General features: G+C 49.0%; 13 protein-coding genes. 4 read left to right on the forward strand and 9 right to left on the reverse strand.

The window, feature by feature from the left end; all coding sequences use genetic code 11:
* Positions 1–9: 9 nt before the first annotated feature.
* From ABGV42_RS16720 to ABGV42_RS16740, 5 genes are all read right to left on the reverse strand, one after another.
* Positions 10–1,176 carry a WXG100 family type VII secretion target gene (locus ABGV42_RS16720; RefSeq protein ID WP_347382645.1) on the reverse strand — a complete coding sequence of 389 codons (1,167 nt, stop codon included), beginning with the start codon at positions 1,174–1,176 and terminating at the stop codon, positions 10–12.
* Between the two features lie 239 nt (positions 1,177–1,415).
* Entirely contained in the window at positions 1,416–1,691 is a 276-nt protein-coding gene (locus ABGV42_RS16725) for a hypothetical protein (RefSeq protein ID WP_347382646.1), read from the reverse strand.
* An 81-nt stretch (positions 1,692–1,772) separates the two neighbouring features.
* Positions 1,773–2,678, reverse strand: a complete 906-nt coding sequence (locus ABGV42_RS16730; RefSeq protein ID WP_347382647.1) for an ATP-grasp domain-containing protein — start codon at positions 2,676–2,678, stop codon at positions 1,773–1,775.
* Positions 2,679–2,736: 58 nt separating this feature from the next.
* Entirely contained in the window at positions 2,737–4,230 is a 1,494-nt protein-coding gene (locus ABGV42_RS16735) for a hypothetical protein (RefSeq protein WP_347382648.1), read from the reverse strand.
* Positions 4,231–4,576: 346 nt separating this feature from the next.
* Complete coding sequence (locus tag ABGV42_RS16740) at positions 4,577–5,056, reverse strand: DinB family protein (RefSeq protein WP_347382649.1); 480 nt, start codon at positions 5,054–5,056, stop codon at positions 4,577–4,579.
* Positions 5,057–5,232: 176 nt separating this feature from the next.
* On the opposite strand from ABGV42_RS16740, the gene ABGV42_RS16745 reads away from it, so the two are divergent.
* Positions 5,233–6,777 (forward strand): stalk domain-containing protein, encoded by a 1,545-nt coding sequence (locus ABGV42_RS16745; RefSeq protein WP_347382650.1) that lies wholly within the window; start codon positions 5,233–5,235, stop codon positions 6,775–6,777.
* A gap of 39 nt (positions 6,778–6,816) precedes the next feature.
* Positions 6,817–7,263, forward strand: a complete 447-nt coding sequence (locus ABGV42_RS16750; protein ID WP_347382651.1) for a hypothetical protein — start codon at positions 6,817–6,819, stop codon at positions 7,261–7,263.
* 183 nt (positions 7,264–7,446) lie between these two features.
* Here ABGV42_RS16750 and ABGV42_RS16755 read toward each other — a convergent pair whose 3' ends face one another.
* Entirely contained in the window at positions 7,447–10,905 is a 3,459-nt protein-coding gene (locus ABGV42_RS16755; protein ID WP_347382652.1) for a glycoside hydrolase family 2 TIM barrel-domain containing protein, read from the reverse strand.
* Between the two features lie 409 nt (positions 10,906–11,314).
* Here ABGV42_RS16755 and ABGV42_RS16760 point away from each other — a divergent pair, with 409 nt between their 5' ends.
* Positions 11,315–11,893, forward strand: coding sequence for a hypothetical protein (locus tag ABGV42_RS16760; RefSeq protein ID WP_347382653.1), 579 nt, complete (start codon positions 11,315–11,317; stop codon positions 11,891–11,893).
* A 246-nt stretch (positions 11,894–12,139) separates the two neighbouring features.
* A complete protein-coding gene (locus tag ABGV42_RS16765) occupies positions 12,140–13,912 on the forward strand; it encodes an alpha-glycosidase (RefSeq protein ID WP_347382654.1) in 1,773 nt (590 codons plus the stop codon).
* Positions 13,913–14,152: 240 nt separating this feature from the next.
* On the opposite strand, the gene ABGV42_RS16770 is transcribed toward ABGV42_RS16765, so the two are convergent.
* From ABGV42_RS16770 to ABGV42_RS16780, 3 genes are read right to left on the reverse strand one after another with little or no spacing between them, the layout of a single operon-like run.
* The gene (locus ABGV42_RS16770; RefSeq protein ID WP_347382655.1) at positions 14,153–15,568 is read right to left on the reverse strand and encodes a class I adenylate-forming enzyme family protein; all 1,416 of its coding nucleotides are present in this window, start codon (positions 15,566–15,568) and stop codon (positions 14,153–14,155) included.
* Entirely contained in the window at positions 15,565–16,980 is a 1,416-nt protein-coding gene (locus ABGV42_RS16775) for a hypothetical protein (protein ID WP_347382656.1), read from the reverse strand. Before ABGV42_RS16775 ends, ABGV42_RS16770 begins: the two co-directional genes overlap by 4 nt.
* Positions 16,977–18,359 carry an alpha/beta hydrolase gene (locus tag ABGV42_RS16780; protein WP_347382657.1) on the reverse strand — a complete coding sequence of 461 codons (1,383 nt, stop codon included), beginning with the start codon at positions 18,357–18,359 and terminating at the stop codon, positions 16,977–16,979. The genes ABGV42_RS16775 and ABGV42_RS16780 overlap by 4 nt, the downstream gene beginning before the upstream one ends.
* Positions 18,360–18,398 lie beyond the last annotated feature (39 nt).

Genomic DNA, 18,398 nt, shown 5'->3' on the forward strand with positions numbered 1-18,398 from the left:
CTCCTCTACTTATGGAAATACTGAAATGATTTTACCGTCCTTTTTAATTGCGATAACTTCTTCTAAGCCCTGAATTTCCCACTCTTTAAATTGCTTAAGCAATTGGGCATCATCTCCAGACCATTGTGTTAAATTAATCACTACATTTTTAGTTTGTTGTTTAATAACAACTTTCTCCTGAACTTCACTCCAAATACCTCTTACACCTTTGTTCTCAGTTGGTGCGTAGCAGTCAAATATTTTACCTTCGATTCTAAAATCTGGATCTCTGTTGGAGTCAATTCCATCACTTTCACGAACTCTTGGATTTTGTTCGATATTGTATCCACTTCTCGCCAACTGATCGGCAGCATCATTTTCTAATTCTAAGGATTGCTTAGTTGCCTTATCAGCATTACTTGGAATTTTTGTCCTCGTTCCGCTAGGTACAGCCTCTGGGTTAGGATGAAAACTAGGCCTTATTAATTCTCTATGCCCCCCAGTTCCCTTTCCTGCCTCCGGCTTACTTCCACCCGACCCTCCCAGATCGCTATGCTTATTCTCAACAGCCCGAAACGCTTTGCCAAAGAAAGCATAGGCCAATACCTGACCTGCCATCGATCCGCTGTAATAGCCAAGTCCATCTTGGTCTACCTGTTTCTTCTGCTCTTCCACAAATTGTTCCACATCGGACCTGGCCGTACCGTTTCCCCAATATGCATCCCAAGCAAACTTAATGCCTCGCCCAGCATCGACAACTTTGCCAAGAGTCATCGCATAGGCAAAACTAGCCACCGTGCCGAACGGATCATAAAAGAGCGCCTCGGCCGTCTGCCCCATTCCGTTTACCGTTTCTCCAACTGAACCATCCGCAAGCCCCTTAGCAAAAGTTGGTTTAAGCTCCTCAGGAATATACAGGGCAACTTCGCCTGAACCATCTGTCGTCCTGAAATTTTTTGCTATAAAGGTAAACTCATTTTGGATTTTATCCAAGAGACCCAATGTCGTAGGGAAAACTTCTTTTACTTGCATAAAGTCCCAAAAGAATCGTTCTCCTGTTACGCCCGACCAATCGGATTGCAAAAGGTAGATCGATTTTTCCAGTTCCCAGACCATCCGCTCCAGTTCCTGTTTCTTTTGCTGAACGAACCTGGCCTTTTCATCTAATACATCAGGGTGAACCTCAATTTGCTGCATTCATCTTCACCGCCAACCTGACCGTAGTGTATAAATACCTAAATTTTAACAAGTCAGAAGGAGGATTGGAATCAAACGAGGGATTCATTTTCTCTAAGGTTATACGGTAGTCGAGCAACATACTTTTAGGTGGTATACTTTCGCATTAGTGCACACAACATTTGTTTAAAACCACTCTCCTGATCTCTTTAAACATCACTGCAACAACACCAATTTAGCTTATCGTCGTAACAAACAATTTAATCCTCATTTGGAGTTTTACCCTCATTATACTTTACAATCTCTTCAGGTTCCTGTGTTTCTAGGACGATCTGACCTTTTTCAAAAAGGATCATGTACGGATAAGTGCTCATATTAAATATCTGTTCGTAATTGAATTGTTGTTCGTCACGAACATCATAAAAATTCACATTGGTAACTGGACCTTCTTCTCTTAGCTTCTGATTATTAATATAATCCATGTTCGTCTGCAAATCAGTAATGAAAGAGCGCTCTGCGGGTTTATCCGTAAACACAACTAGTGAAGCATCATTGACTTGGTAGGGACTGAAAAAGAGTTAATTCATGATCACCATGAGTTAACTCATTCTTGTTGTCTATTCCAGGGCTATCTTCAAATGCTCGTAAAAGCGCAATGCATCCGCATAATCCGGCAATCCTGCCACCTGACCGTCACCGAGTTCAAGGATGATCCAGGATCCGCCCTCCTGTTTGGCAAAGTCCATCGTGAAAAAACGACTTTGAATCTCTCCAGCAATATCCATAAATGAACCTAACACTTCCTTGAACACCTCATCCTCGCCTTCGTCCCAGTAGTTTGATATATAGACAGGTTTACCATCCAAAACGAACACCCGCACCTCCCGTGACAACGGCATGCCGCTCTGGTCATGGTAGGACAGAAATTCAAGCGGAACGAACTCCCTGAATACGAGTCCTTCATTCAAGTCTTCGCCCTGCAGCGTTATCAAGTTATGTACGACCTGCATTACATGCTCGTTATCCGCAGCATTCGGGATGTAACAAGCTTCCTCCCACTCATGTTTACGAGACTTTACATAATCCTTCACCATGATGGACTGCTCACCAAACGGGAGCACTGCCTTCTGAATCGCATCCGGGGAACCTTGTAGCTCAGATATAGGTAGCCATACCGACTTTGGCGTGTGTCCTTTGATTTTGTCATAAGACTCAGGCAGGTAATGACAATGTTGATACTGCTCTGGCGTGTTGATGAGATACCAATTTTTCGAGGCCAGTGCTTCATATAATTGTGCATACTCTTGCGGTTTCAACATCCAGCCACGGTACAGTGCTTCTTCCCGCTCCGGAGCTTTTCTAAGTCGTTTAATGGCGAGATCCGGACGCTGATTCACTATAAATTCTTCCAAATTAATGAGTCCTACCTCGAAGCCGAGCTGCTTCGCACATTGATATTCCTCTTCATAACTCTCGTCCACCTTCTTCTCATCGAGAGGTGAACTGCCATATATGATGATCACATGTCTGCCTCCTTCATGCTCTTCATTTATCCATTTTGTGTGATGAAGCTCTGGGTGGCTATTTTTCTATACTAAACTGAGCAATGCACCTAATCTCCGCCACCCCAGAGTCACCACCTGATCCCGGATCTCCTCCATCCGTTCCATGACCATACCCATCGGGAGGGTCGCCATCCTGATCCCGTGAATGTCGCTTACTGTTTGTATCGGAACTATCACTATATACCGAACTACCTCCATACGAGCCGGATTCCAAACTGCCAGCAATGTAATTTAAACGTTCGTAAGGATACTCTGCTGCAAGGAGTGGGCGATATTCTTCGCGAAGATGCAGCGTCAACCTCAACAATGGTGCTTGTAAAAGGGTTGAGTCCGGTGGAACTCCTGTTTTCCCACTCTTAAGCTGTACCATACGCCTCAATTCTGGATCTGCATGATCCTGAAGCAAGCTCCAGTTCGTTTTGCGCGCACATTGTGAACCGATCCAGAGTACCAGTGCAGTCTGCAGCATGCGCTCCAATGTCTCGGCAGGTTCAGCCATTCGATCTGCAGGGATGCCTTTCTTGTAACGTCTGCGCCATCGGTTCATCGAAACAGCCCAATCACGGGCTGCAGGAGCAATCTCTCGTACCGGTAATAGGAGGCGAACCAGCAGTGTTAGCATAATAGCCAGGATCACTACTCCGGTTCCACTGGAATCACTGGGCTCGGCTAGGGTAATCGCGATGAGCAGCCCTACTCCTGCGGTATGAAATGGCCAGCGGACGCGTATCCGTCTCCAGGCAAACAACCACATCAATAACGCCCCCCCCAAACTAATGCCTTCTCCAATGCTTAAGTCATCGAGCAGGCACAGCGCGCCAGTGAGAATCCATAACAGCGGAAATACGATGCCAACGAGCAATCGAAGCGGAATCGGTGTGCGAACCAGACCTTCCCAATCTCTATTCTCGCGAATTCGAGTCGTCCACCGCTGTAGCCCCTGTCCTAGTGCCTTCTCCTTGCGGCGATAATGCTGCATCTCTTCCGACTCTGAGCTTTGCTTCGAGCTTGGGCCTGCGAGTGCATCTAGACGAAATTTACGGTTAGCGGTACCGTAGTCCTTCAGCAGCCATTGAATGAGTTCCCTCTCATCAGCAGTCACCTCCGCTGTAGGACGTTCATGCCGATATTCCAGCGTTGCATCTGGAGCGTACTTGTCCTCCCGATAGCGACTCTTTGCCTGTTCGATTCGCACGGACAATACACCAATGCGGGTTAAAGCAAACAAGGAAGCAAGTGTATCCCTTAGCTTTATCCGTCCTTTGCTATGTAGATAGGCTAGATACAATGGATCTGCCCGTTCCACTTCTTCGTCCGAGTATGTACCTCGGCTTAATCGAGCTCGAATCCATATTATTAACTGAAGTACGAATACAGCGAGCAGCAACCACATCAACTGTACGCCAGCGTGCTGGATCCAGTCGTCATGCAGCACTGCCGTTTGCTCTGGTACGTTGGCCGCATGTTGTACGTCAGCTGTAGATGCAAATGATAATAAAAATTGCTTCACAGGATGAACTCCTTCCTGAACATCTCAAGAATAATCGTTAATGGATATGACCTATACAAATCATGAAAGAATCTCGCTCTAATGTAAAAAGGCATGCCTAGTTTTCTGGTTGTCACCTCGACCACAATTCCAAATCTTCTCTTTTCTACTATACCAGAAGTCTGAGCAACACTCATTTGCGCCTGTTGTTCGTTTAATAGATTGAATATTCATGACGTTATTGAATGGACTTACGCTCTGAATATTTAGAAGAAAGCCTCTTTCTCAAATGTGATAACGCCAAAAAATCCCGTAAAGCCTTGGCTCCACAGGATTTTCCCATCTACAATTTTAATGTATGTAAGCCTCAACCTGCAGAAGATACACTCAGACATCTGCGAATAGATTGAATGTATCCCAGATGGTACCACTCATGATAGAGCGTACGCGGAATCACTTCGCCGATTGTACTCATGCCTAACTCGCTCTCTCGGAGCAGCGGCTCTTCCAGGCGACCTGCAAATTTGTTTTTCAATTGCTCTGGTTGTGCCCTTAGACGATCCATCAATTCGGTCCAGGTTGGGGGTGATGCATCCCACGTTGCCGGGCTTGTCCCATAACCAAAGAACTGTACATAGACCTTAGGCACTTCCGAGTCATCAGCAATGAGATAATGAAACCACATATCCTGATCCAAAATGATGTGTCCCACATTCCACAGGATGGAGTTATTGAATCCCTTCGGCACATCATGAACCTGTCCTTCATCCATAGAGTCGCACACGTGCAGCGTAAATTGCCTCACATCCTGCAGTTGATTCCATAGTACATCTTCACTAAACTTCATGGTTCACCCTCCTTTTCTCCCTTATTTGAATTGTCCATTGATTCACATAGCTAGAGCCATAATATTTTCAATATATAGACATTTTATCATTTCTCTGTAACTTCATCACTCCCAAGAGCGTTTAGACATATAGAAAAACCGCAGTCCCCTAACCCACTCGAATAAGAGGCGATTTCATGAGCTGGCCGGATCCATCTGATCATAAAACTAACCCCAACCAAAATTCCTTCATACCAACCGATCCCCCTGTAAAAGGTAAACCAGCTCGTAGATGGCGCCTGGTGGTCGCTTCTACTTGGTTAACCACAACCCTATTAACGGGGCTGGGCCATGCCCCCATATCATACGCAGCAACAACTCCACTGCCACCCAGCGGTACATCTGCGGTCCATACCACCGCAGCAACCACAGAAAACAAACTTCACTATACCGCTGTGGAGGGGGCTCATTATTATACGATCGCACTGCGAAATGACGGTTCCGTCTGGGCTTGGGGTCGCAATATGTTCGGAGAGCTTGGTGTCAGTGAAGACATCCGCTATCGCCATACGTCCAGTCCCATTCGCATTCCGGGAATTTCGAATGTCATAGCCATTTCAGCCGCAGGAGGTGGGATTAACGCAGCCGTTCAGGCAGATGGAACCGTGTGGGAATGGGGCTCTGGTACACTCCCCTACCAAGTCGAAGGCATCTCCTCTGCGAAGGATGTGGTTACTGGTTCTTTCAATACCGCCCTTCTTCGGAACGGTACAGTTATGTCATGGCAGCGCCATGGGACTCAAGGAAACGATTCAGAAGTTATACACCGTCCACACGCAGTAAACGGATTGAAAGACATCATTCAGGTAGGATCATCCGGCCAACAAGGCTATGCCTTGAAGAAAGATGGCTCCCTGTGGACATGGAATGAACCAAACCAACCGGATGACACTCCTTCCAAACCAGCCAAGTTAAAGGGTCTGTCCAACATATCATCGATCACAAGCACAGATACGTCCCTGCTTGTACTGGACCAGAACGGGAAAGTGTGGGGCCTGAACGAGAAGGGCAAACCAGTTGCTCAGCATCATAACCTCAAGGTGAAGCAGATGGACGGGAATTCGCAATATATCTTGCTGTTAACCACTTCGGGTGAGGTGTACAGCTACGGAAGGACGGTTACAGGCAAAGAAGGCAGAGTTAAGCATCTGTCGGGTATTACCGATATTTCGGCAGGGTATCACCACAGTCTGGCCTTATCCTCTAATGGAACTGTCTGGGGTTGGGGAAGTGACAAGTACCAGGAGGCTGGAGCACCTGCGACATCATCTGGAGGCATGGTTTACCGACCCGTTCAGGCCAAGCTTGGCATCGATGTGTATATTAACGATGCTCTGTTCCAGTCCACGTATTCGGCAGTCCAAACCCAACATACCGTTCAACTTCCAGTCAGAGCCGCAGCCACAGTGATTGGGGCAGCATTTGAAATGAACCAGGTAAACGGAATAGTCGAAGCTTATTCATTGCAATATGAAGATCGTACCGTCACAATCCGTCCCAACGAGACGGAGGCCACGGTGAAATCCACCTCTTCCTCTACAGCTCAATCCATTTCATTACCAGAACCGATAAGCAATTATTCGGGTGCGACGACCGTTCCCTTTGAAGTATTCGAGGCCTTGGGACTTACTGTGAACTGGGATGAAGAGGCAAGCTTGTTGACTATCCAAAGTGATACCTAGCAACGAGATCATTCATTATGTACAGGAGGATTTATTACAATGTGGTTAAAAAAGATCATGGGTGCAGGTATCTTTTGCTCTGTCCTGCTCATGCCCGTTAGTACATTGGATGCGAAAGGGAAAGCCCCCGCTGAACCGTCATCCATGGCGGTCAATGCTGCAGAAGAATCAGTAAAGCAGGATCGGAATGCTCTGCTCATTGGTCAAACCCATCATCAAGGCCTTGCAGCATACACCGGCAGCTTCACGATGGTTGCTGACAATGGAACACTTGCAGACATCATCATTGAAAATCATAGTAATCATCCCATGTATATGAACCTGTATGTCGACGACTACAGTGAACCTATGGAAACCACGATCAGCAAAAACAGTGAAAAGACCGTGAATCTCCTTGCCTTACAGGACACTAGTGTTAAGGTATACATCTACAGCAGAATAGGGCATGACATGGACCTCTCTATACGTGCGGAGCAATTCCGTTAAACATTCGCGTTCCATATACTTTACATACCAAAATCCCCTTCACGCATGCGGTTTAGGTTCATTTGAACTTAAATCACACACTTTGAAGGGGATTTAATTTATTTATTTAATTTATTTATTTAATTTATTTATTTAATTTAATTAATTTACTCTACTATAAGGCCGTGTATCTCTTAAAACCACTTACTTCTCAAACCGGAACCATCCGAAGTCAAACTGACTTCCCGGCAGGAAGATAAAGGTCACTTTCTGCACACCGGTTACCTGTTCAAGCTCAAATATCCGCTCCTCATACCCTTCCGAGTGCGTGAACTCGACCAGCTGATTGCTCTGTCCATCTGCGCCAGCGAAGCGGATATGAATCGTGTTTTTATCAATCGGCGAACGGCCATAGATGACGAGCTTCGACGTGCCTTCTGCCGTAAAGTCCATGTTTTCGAACTCCAGTGATACGTTGTTACCGATCCCCTCTACATACTCATCCTGGATCGAGAACGTATCACCGTAGAGATGATCGCATGATGCGGCCGTGTTTTGCTCGAATGCACGGCTCTGACGCTTGAATGAGAAACCCTTGATATGAATCTTCTGCTTCGTAACAAAACAGATCGACGTAATGCCGCTCAGCCGCTTGGACAGCCGGTACGTCTCTTCCTGATACACATTCCATCTGGATTCCTTCTGGTAGACCACGTCAGCCAGCAGCGTGCTGCCCTCTTCATCCGGCATGCCCTCCCAAATCTGAAGGAAGTAATCCTCACTCGACAGGGCAAAGATCGGAATCGTAATCGTATCGGAGCCATACGGTCCGAAGTCGATACTGCGGAAGCCAACATGCGTTTCTCCATCACGACTTGTCGCTACACCGCGTTCGTTGCCGTTACCGACATCGCCTTTGGTGTAATCGTACAATCCACCAGTAATGAAGCCGTACGGATCTTTGTAAGCTGTGCCCAGACCTGTTGCCTTGAATTCCAGCTGTGAGATCAGTTTCGTTTTGTCCGTACCATTACTGCTCGTTGCGCGGAGGCGGAATTCACCATCACCCAGCGCAGACACGCGTACTTCCAGACCGTCTGCTTCGACCTTTGCAATGTTGGACTCAATGCCGGCATCGTTCACAACAGCCCATTCAATGTCACGATACGAAGTGTTTTCGGGATACAGCTTGGCGGTAACCACCATCTCCTGGGTCGACGGATCGAAGGCTTGCCCGGCTTCACTGATAATCTCGATTTTCCGCAAAGGAACCTCCTGGGCGCGTCCGGTAAGAACCGGACGTTCCACGTTCTTCGTTAACACGGCTTGTCCCTGAATTGCAACGGATGCAGACGTACTCACTGCTTTGCCATCCACTGCCTTCGATTCGAACTCCGCTGTTCCACCTTGCAAACCTTCGGAAGTTACTTCAATCCGGATGCGGCCCGGTTCATGAGTTGCCCCGATGATCGCCATCAGCTTGCCGCTGAACAATCTTCTGCTCAGACCTTTGTACGGATCATAGTCCGTGCTGTCCCCGTTATCCAGGCCAAGCAGTCGTCCTGCACCTGTCACCTTAACTTGTACACGGTTGTTTGCATTTTGCACGGGATTGCCCGCTTCATCTTCCACTTGAATTTCAACGAAAATAAGATCAGTTCCATTCGCTTGCAGCTGCTCTTTATCCGCTTGCAGACGAACCTTTTGTGCGTCCGTGTAAGATCGCTGTACATCCGTTGCGATAATTTCCCCGTTCTCATCATAAGCGATCGCTTTCAGCTCGCCCTCTTCATACGGCACTTTCCACCAGCCGACCAGCTGGGTTCCGTTCGCATGATCAATATCATACGTGCCGATCGTATTACCGTTCAGCTGCAATTCGATCTTCGGCGCATTACTGCACACGCGTACATCAATCAGCTGACCAGGGCTGAAATCCCAGTACGGGAACAGGTGCACCATCGGGCTTTTTTTGTAATCGGTCCATGCCGCTTGATAGATATAGTAGGAATCTTTCGGGAACGTCGCCGTGTCCAGCTGTCCAAAGTATGAATTCTTCGTATGATATGGGGTCGGCTCTCCGATATAATCGAACCCGGTCCACAGGAATTGCCCCAGTGAATACGGCCGATCCCGTTCGGCCAAAATGCAGTATTCTGCAGACTTCGCACCCCAGCTTGTCGTACTGTTGCCCAGTGCGGAGCACTGCTCGTCATCATCGGCCAGGATCGATTGCTCGAACGGGAAGTGGTAGATCCCGCGGCTCTGCACCACAGATGATGTTTCACTACCGTAGATGATCCAGTCTGGGTGCTCCTCGTGATGCTTGTCGTAATATTTCTCCGCATAGTTGTATCCTGCCAGCTTCACGATATCCGCGCATTTTTGCGCATTTTCCCAAGGCATGTAGTTGGAACCGATGGTTACGCCTGCGTTGCCTTTCGGATCGAACTCCAGTACATACTCCATCAGCATTCGCGTTACTTCCTGGCCCCGTTCATCCGCATGGGTATCATAGATTTCATTCCCGATACTCCACATGACCAGACTTGGATGGTTGCGGTCACGCTTCACCCAGCTCTTCACGTCCGTGTGTGCCCATTCGGGGAAAAATCTCGCATAGTCATAAGGCGTTTTGGATCTTTCCCACATGTCGAAGGCTTCCGAGACGATCAGCATGCCCATCTCATCTGCGAGCTCCATGAACTCCTTGGCAGGCATATTGTGCGCGGTCCGGATCGCATTGACGCCCATCTCCCGCAGCAGATTGAACCTTCTGCGAAGTGCCGTCAGGTTGAAAGCCGCCCCGAGTGCGCCCAGATCATGGTGCTCGCACACACCATTCATTTTCATTTTGACCCCGTTCAGATGGAAACCTTCGTTCGGATCCAGCTGGACGTCCCTGAAGCCAATTCGCTGCGATACCGACTCAAGCGTCTGTACATGCTGGTCCGCATCCACCACTTGCAGTTCCGTAACCAGTTCATACAGATTCGGTTCATCCGTGCTCCACAGTTTTGGGTTCTCCACCACGATCTGCTGACGATCCGTTACTTCTGTATCTCCACCTGCAGCCGCCGTAACCGCCGCTGTATTAGTGGCAATAACCTGACCCGCATATCGGATCGTATGCACAAGCTGTGCGTTCTGATCGATATTCAGCTCCGTGTCCAGTTCAACCTGCCAGCCCGCTGGCTGCTGCTTGATGGATACGTAGATGCCGTCGGTTACGATATGATTGCGATCTCTCGTCTTGAGCCATACATTGCGATAAATTCCAGCCCCGGAATACCATCTGCTGTTCGGACTCTGATGAACCACTTTGACGATGATTTCATTATCGCCTTCCACCAGCGCATCCGTGATCTCATGTTCAAACGCGGAATAACCGTATTTCCACTCTCCAACCAACTGACCGTTCACATACACGGAAGAATCCATGTAAACGCCGTCAAAACAAAGTAAAAGCTGCTGTTCATCCTTCGTATATGGGAATGTCTTGCGGTACCATCCAATGCTGTCTTCGTACAGGTCAAGCGTATTATAGATCAGCCAGTCATGGGGAAGCTCCACAGGCTCGAACGCCAGCCCCGCAGGTTCCGAAACATCCAGTTTGGTTTTCGCAAATTGCCATCCATCATTAAAAAGCTTTTTCTGGTTCATCGCTACTCTCACTTTCTGTGTGATTTATGATTGCGGTTTCAAAAATGTTCATCTTCGCCGATAACCTTTTCGGAATCTATTCGGCGTGACATGAATACTCCAACCGATTATATCATCTGATCGATTCTATGTACGTTATTTTCAAGCATATATTGGTGAGATTATATGAACAATCCCCATTACAAATTCTGTGGGGGGCGTATGGCCTCTACTTATATTCAGTTGAGAGTTCATATTTGAACATATGGATATTCCTTTATACCTATATAGCGTATCAGTCTAACGATTCAAATTCAGAAAACAAAGGAAATCTCCAAAAATTTGTAAAACTATTCCTGTAATTTCTTGCAGTCCTATGTTAGATTATCCCTTGGAATAAAATCACATCTATAGACAGGGGACATGTTACGTGAAGAAGAGGTCATGGGTATTATCCATTATTATGAGTTTTGTATTGCTGGGCGGGGTATTCGCTCCTGCTGGTTCCTATGCGGCTGCAGCGGAAGACACCACCACTACATATTCGGAAGATAACTACACGGAAGTGGACACGTCGGAACAAGAGCCAATTCCTAGCGCTGATGAGGAAGATTTCCTTAACTATCTGGATGCACTTGATCTGACAACGGTTTATGAAAAGAAAGCCCTGGATTCCATTGGCAGCACGTATGTTACATCCGCCAACCGCAAATCCATCTTCCTGAAATTGAACAATACTGCGGTTCCCAATTACACCAAGTATGTGTCCATGCTGAAGCAGATCAAGCCAGAGAACGCGGAGCTGCAAAAAATCCATAACAAACTGATCAAAGGAAGCTATGCACAGCTCGAAGGTTATCTGCTGTTCAAGAAATCCGTATCCAAAACCAAAGTAAACAGCGCCCTCCTGAAACAAGGCAATGCCAAAATTGACACAGGCATTAAAATTCTGGAGCAATACAAAAAAGAAATCCAAGCCTACGCCCAAGAACTGGGCTACGATTTTTAATGAAGCAAACTTTAGACGAACAGCCCGAGCAGAGGCATGCACATCCACCAGCCTTCCCATTTAAATAAAATGAGATTTCAGGAAAAAAAAGTGTTTTCTTTTGCCGGGATAATTCGTATAATAGCCGTATAATCAAAAGGCTATGCTGCCGAAAGGTACAACCTCGTGAACAATGGAGGTTGTGCCTTTTTTGCGTTTTCATGGCCGAATATCATCTGAATTTCATCGTATAAGGAGTGATTCAACGTGATTCTTGAAGCCATTTACCATCGTCCCAAATTAAACTGGTCCTATGCCTACGACCGGTCCACCATGCACCTGCGGCTGCGTTCCAAACGCGGAGATCTGGATGCCGTTATTGCCATTACGGGGGATAAGTATGCCTGGGAGCAGACCATCACCCACACACCCATGCGAATCTTCGCCCGGGATGAGCTGTTTGATTATTGGGAAGTCGAGACCCGGCCTCCCTACCGGAGATTACGTTACGGCTTCCAGCTGGTGGAGGGCGAGAAAAACGTCTGGATGACCGAGCGCGGATTTGAGGAAGCTCTGCCGGAACATCCGCTGGAATTCTTCGATTTTCCGTTTATGAATCCGGTCGACATTTTTGAACCGCCTGCCTGGGTCAAGGACGCGGTATTTTATCAGATTTTCCCTGAACGCTATGCGAACGGTGACCCTTCCATTAGTCCGAAGAACGCCGAGCCTTGGGGAGGGGAGCCTACACCGGTGAATTTCTTCGGGGGGGATCTGCAGGGTGTGCTTGATCATCTGGATCATCTGAGTCAGCTTGGGGTAAATGCGATCTACTTCTGTCCCCTGTTCGAGGCTACAACCAATCACAAGTACAATACAGCCGACTATATGAAGGTGGATCCGCATTTTGGGACCAATGAACAATTGAAAGAGCTGGTGGATGCCTGTCATCAGCGCGGCATTCGGGTTGTGTTGGACGCGGTATTCAACCATTCCGGTAGAGAGTTCCCGCCTTTTGCTGACGTATTGGCGAACGGGGCAGCTTCCCCCTATGCGGATTGGTTCTATGTCAGAGATTGGCCGCCACGCATTGAAGATGGCATACCGACCTACGATACCTTTGCCTTCGAACCACTTATGCCGAAGCTGAATACGGAGCATCCCGAGGTTAAGGCCTACCTGCTGGAGGTCGCGCGGTACTGGATTGAGGAAATGGACATCGATGGATGGAGACTGGACGTAGCAAACGAGGTAGATCATCAGTTCTGGCGTGAATTCCGTCAAACGGTAAAAGCCATCAAGCCTGACGCCTATTTGCTGGGTGAAATCTGGCATGATTCGTTGATGTGGCTGCAGGGAGATCAGTTCGATGCGGTGATGAACTACCCATTCACCAATTCGGTGCTGGACTATGCAGTTCACGGCAAGCTGGATGGACTCGGCTTCGCAAATGAGATCGGCAAGCTGCTCGCAGCCTACTCCCAGCCTGTGACCGAAGTTGCCTTCAATCTGCTGGGCAGCCATGATACGCCCAGACTGCTCACCCTGTGCGACGGGGATATCCGCAAGATGAAGCTTGCCGTTACACTGCTGCTCACGTATCCAGGTGCTCCCTGCATCTATTACGGAGACGAAGTGGGCCTCGATGGCGGATATGATCCTGGCTGCCGTAAATGTATGGAGTGGGATGAAACCAAGCAAAACCTTGAGCTTCTCGACTTCTTTAAGCAGACGATTGCCTTGCGCAAAGAGCACCCTGCACTGCGCAGCACCGAGTTGAAGATTCTCCATGCCGAAGCTGGAGATCCGGTTATTGCAATGGAACGAGTGGATTCAGCGACGGGAGAACGTTTCCTCATCGTGCTGAACGCTGGTGACGAAGCTTGCAGTATAGACTTGCCGCTGGCCAATCAGAGCGTCTGGCGCGACCTGTTTACGGTCACTTCTATCGAAGCAAAGCAAAATAAACTGTCTCTGAAACTGGAGGCATACGGCTTCTCCCTGCTGCAGCTCGATGTGAAACAACCTGCGGAGGCATGACCGCCAGACCATTCATCATGCTTGTTGATTAAGATACAGGTGCCCTACATTCTGCATCCTTCTATTTCATAAGCGAAACAAAGGGACAATAATGTCGTCGCCATACTTTAACTTGTTTCATATTCATCCTCTCTTTTCCACACAAAAAGGGCTGAACGTTGATTAAACGTCCAGCCCTTCGATCTTGAGCGTCCCCATTGCCTGAAGAAACAGCCCTCTTCTTATGAGACAAGCTTATTACTATCCCAGGTCCAGATCTGCCGAAGTCTCTTCCCTTGCTGCTGCAACTTCATCCATGGGTGAATCAGCTGCTGCAGGTCTTCTGACTTTCTTCATTCTCGAGCTCACAAGCCCCTCTTCCGTAATGACAATTTTCTGCGGGATCTTGTAGGGAGGCAGCTTGTCCTGACAATACGACCAGATAAGCCTTCGCAGCTCCACAAGCGTGCAATCTGTTGCGAGCTTAACAATGACCTTGACATTCTGTCCGGTAATGCCGCTCGGTTCCCCTGTAACTACAGCTGCTTCGATACAGTCCATCTGTTCCAGAATGCTCTCCACTTCAGCCGGATACACCTTACGCCCGCCTACATTAATGATCTCGGAGCGGCGGCCGAGGATACGAATATAACCCTGTTCGAGCACTGCTTCGTCCCCTGTCCGCAGCCATCCGTCGTCCGTAAATGGCGACGGGGCATTCAGATAACCGATCATGGCTGTTTCTGTCAGGACCTGCAGCTCTCCTTCAACGACCCTGAATTTGATGTGATCATCGTGAATGGCAAACAGTAACGAGCCTGGTTCCTTGGAACGCGTGGGCAGAATGCCGAGTTCAGACATGCCATAAGCCTGTATCGTTCTTATCCCCGGGAACTGCTGATTCCAGGCTGCCAGTACCGATTCCGGCATCACCTCCGATCCGTAGGACACCACTTCAAGACTCGATAGATCGTATGCCTCATCATTTCGGCCAAGCAGCAGCAGATTCATGAACGTCGGGGAAACCGGGAGAGCCTGTACGCGATGCTTCTGAACCGTCCGGCACACTTCTTCAGGTGAACGATCCGGAATAATGCACAAGCAGCCTCCGCTGGACAGGGATTGCAGCATCGTATTTACCCCGCCGATATGGTCAAACATCATGAACGGAATTGTTCGCAATGGCCGTACCTGTCGCCGAAAACGCTGTAACAGCCGATCTGCACGGTGAACCGTTGCCTTGCTCACGCCAGTAGATCCTGATGAAAAGAGCACCAGTCCACTCACACCTTCCTGCTCAAGCGTGGACAATAATGCAGGACGTGAACTGGCGTTACACTTATGCCTGATCGATAACACGCCATCTTCAATGCCAAGACGCCACTCCACCTGTGCCAGCTGGATATATTCCTGCCGCTTGGCCTCAACCAGATGGCGGTCCATGGGCAGCACAATGCACCCCTGACCAAGAAGCGCAATGAACGCTGCGGCCGCGTAGGGTGAATAATCCTCCTCCAGCGTTACGAGCTGACCACTCAGTCCTTCTGCCGCAATCCATTCACCCATAATCCTAATCTGTTCGAGCAGCCATGCGTAGCTGTACTCCCGATCTTCCCAGATGAATGCAGGGCGCTCGCCCTGCTCTGCAAATCGCTCAAGCAGAAATTGAATGATCAACCTGCATCCTCCTCCTGATCCGGCAGCCATTGCCGTTCGAGATAGTCCACCAGCGAACCAACCGTTTGATACGGACTCTCCGGCAAGGAGGCTGCGGCCATCTCGGAAAGTGCGGCCCCCGCTCCCGTTCCCCATTCTTCCTCAAGCCCCTGTTCTACGACCGCAAGTAGGGAAACCAGCTCCAGTGAATCCAATTGACCATGCCGGCCATATAGCGGTGCGTTCCCGCCCTTGTCGAGAGGTATGCTTGTATTATGATACGTATTCAGTTCCCGACAGCTATCCAGCACAATGCGAAGCAGGTCCTCCCTGTAGCCGTTTTCGGTTCGCGGGGTCATCTGCCGATTGAAGCAGGCTTCCTGCGGTACAGCATTCCGGAGAGCTTCGTACCAGCGCCATTCATCGGCTATTAAATAATGTATCACGCTTGTTAGCTGCACCTGCCAATCCTCCCGCTGCTTGATCCGACTGACCTGAAGCAATTTGTACGCCTTCCCCCAGCGTTCAATGATCTCGTCAAACTCTGCTGCATGCTGATCCAGTGGGGAACCAAGCCATAAGGCAGCTTCCTGCAGCAGATCCCGGAGAAAATAGCGGCTCCAGCGCATATCGAACAGCAGACCTGATATCAGCGTGTCATTCGCTTGATTCCCTGCATTTCTCTCCTGCAGCGCCTTCATCAAATGAAGGGATACTCCCTGTCCAAAATGATAGCCGCGCTCCCCTTGCATAATGGTCCTGCCCGTCATAAATTCGTAAATCTGTGTCGCCAGTGCCTGGATCAACATGTCACGATAACCGGCAGAATCGAGCTTCCCAGTGGCGCGGACGTCCATGGTACCGTAGGTACGCAGCTTCTCCTTGCGCTTCGCAGGAGCTAGCTCGGGTATGCTTTGGTTTCCTTTCCAGAATTCATGAAAGGCTTCTTGGGAGACCTTTCCGATATATTTCGAGGGAACCGGATCATAGACGTGAAAATGCTCATCATCGATGCCATACACCGCAATCCAATGGTCAACCAGATGCAGCCGGGAGCCTGGTTTGACATGTTTGCGGATGTACTCAGGGTTCTGATAATCTTCGCAATAAGGCAGGTGATAACTAGTTCCCGTAGCGAGAAAAAGTCCGCCTTCGCCTATATGCTGCCGCATATGCACCTTCCCCTCCTCGAAGCTGCCCAGCTCCCGCTGGCCATACATCTCCCAGATCGGTTCCTCATAGTCCAGCTTGTGAAAATAAGGCTTCACCAGTCCGTTATCCGCGCACGAAGGGAGGCAGTATAACCGGCTTGCGGCGAGCAGGGCCAGACTGCTGATCGACCCTTGCCGCTGAAGCACCTCATGAATCAGTGGAAAGTTGCAGGGATAATAATAGGGGATGTCCATGACTGGAGCGAACGATTGAATGATCATCCTTGGCCTCCTATTCCCGCTTTGACGGCAGATGTACTGCCCCAAGACAGGATGTGGTAATGTACTGACATATTCTCTGTGGCCCGAATGACCCGATTGGCTACTGGCTTGCCATTCATGTCGGTCTCAAAGCGCCGAAAACCACGCGTGAACCGGAAGGAAAAACCACTGTCGCGCGGAACCCGGTAACAGCCTTCATAACGCCCCGTTCCCGTACGAACCAGCTTCATGCCCATCCCTCCATATATGGATTCAGCTTGTTCCTCTTCGTTTTCCACTTCGGCACAGATACATACTTCAACGCGAGCAGAGAGTTCAGGAATAACGGTATACTTACGAGTCGTTGATAACTCTCCTACGGTCAGGGTAATGAGCGCACTGCCTGGGCCAACAGGCACCAATTCACCATTCGGACGTACTTGAAGCACATGCGGATGACTTGTTGTATAGCTCCCTTCGAGTAGGCTCCGCACCCATCCGCTATCGTAATGGAGCAGTGCATTAATGTACGTGTTCATTCCACCGGATAATCCAATAACCTCTCTACCTTGCATTTCCAATGCCACAGGCCGGCCTACTTCGCCAAACATGTACATTAACGGAAGGTGGACGCGCTCGCCCCAGGCGGATTCCTGATGGCACGCCTCCGGCTGTTCCAGAAAAGCGAAGCCCTCCCCTATTCCGATCCCTTTTTCAATTAGTTCGTGAGCTGCACTTCTTACCTGGGAGGGCAGGAAGAGTCCTTCTGCATCCCCAATGTCCATCCACATTTGGACGTCTGGCACCTTATCCGGCAAGCGATACATGGCTTCCTCCAACAGACCGCTGTCCGACCATTCATCCAGCTGCACATCTACCAAAAACGGCGACATCATTATCAGTTTGCCGAATACCTCCGGATTCCGCATGCCCATATGAAGTGTACATAGTGCCGCTGCTGATGAACCAAGCAGCCCTGTATTGGACTTGTCCGGAAGCGTCCGGTATCGATGGTCAATCAGAGGCTTCAATTCATGAATGATGAAATGCTCGTATGCGGTGCCTGAACAGCCCACGCTTACCGCTTCCCTCTCGGGTGCAGTAAAATGATAGAACTCGTTGTGCGTAACCGGGCGGACATGCGCAATGCCAACCATAATCAGTGGCTCGATCCGCCCGGAGGCAATCAGCTCGTCCACCGCTTGGTCAAGATTCCACGTTTCATTGCCGGGACCGGATGGACCAAAAGCCCGCTGCCCCGCATGAACATACATAACAGGATAATGCCGATCTGTCTGCTCCTGATAACCTGGCGGGAGGTACACATAAATGTTACGTGAATTGCCCAGCCGTGACGCACGAATGCCTTCCAGACATTCGATGACCGAATGCGTGCTCAATGGATCATCAACCGCCTCTCATCTCCGGATTCCTCTGAA

Origin of the sequence: Paenibacillus pabuli (assembly GCF_039831995.1) — a bacterium.
In the GTDB taxonomy this organism is placed as follows: domain Bacteria; phylum Bacillota; class Bacilli; order Paenibacillales; family Paenibacillaceae; genus Paenibacillus; species Paenibacillus pabuli_C.

Excerpts from the sequence above, each read along its gene's own strand:
- ABGV42_RS16775 (WP_347382656.1), bottom strand. The coding sequence starts at position 16,980 with ATGATCATTCAATCGTTCGCTCCAGTCATGGACATCCCCTATTATTAT.
- ABGV42_RS16755 (WP_347382652.1), bottom strand. The coding sequence starts at position 10,905 with ATGAACCAGAAAAAGCTTTTTAATGATGGATGGCAATTTGCGAAAACC.
- ABGV42_RS16745 (WP_347382650.1), top strand. The coding sequence starts at position 5,233 with ATGAGCTGGCCGGATCCATCTGATCATAAAACTAACCCCAACCAAAAT.
- ABGV42_RS16740 (WP_347382649.1), bottom strand. The coding sequence starts at position 5,056 with ATGAAGTTTAGTGAAGATGTACTATGGAATCAACTGCAGGATGTGAGG.
- ABGV42_RS16720 (WP_347382645.1), bottom strand. The coding sequence starts at position 1,176 with ATGCAGCAAATTGAGGTTCACCCTGATGTATTAGATGAAAAGGCCAGG.
- ABGV42_RS16750 (WP_347382651.1), top strand. The coding sequence starts at position 6,817 with ATGTGGTTAAAAAAGATCATGGGTGCAGGTATCTTTTGCTCTGTCCTG.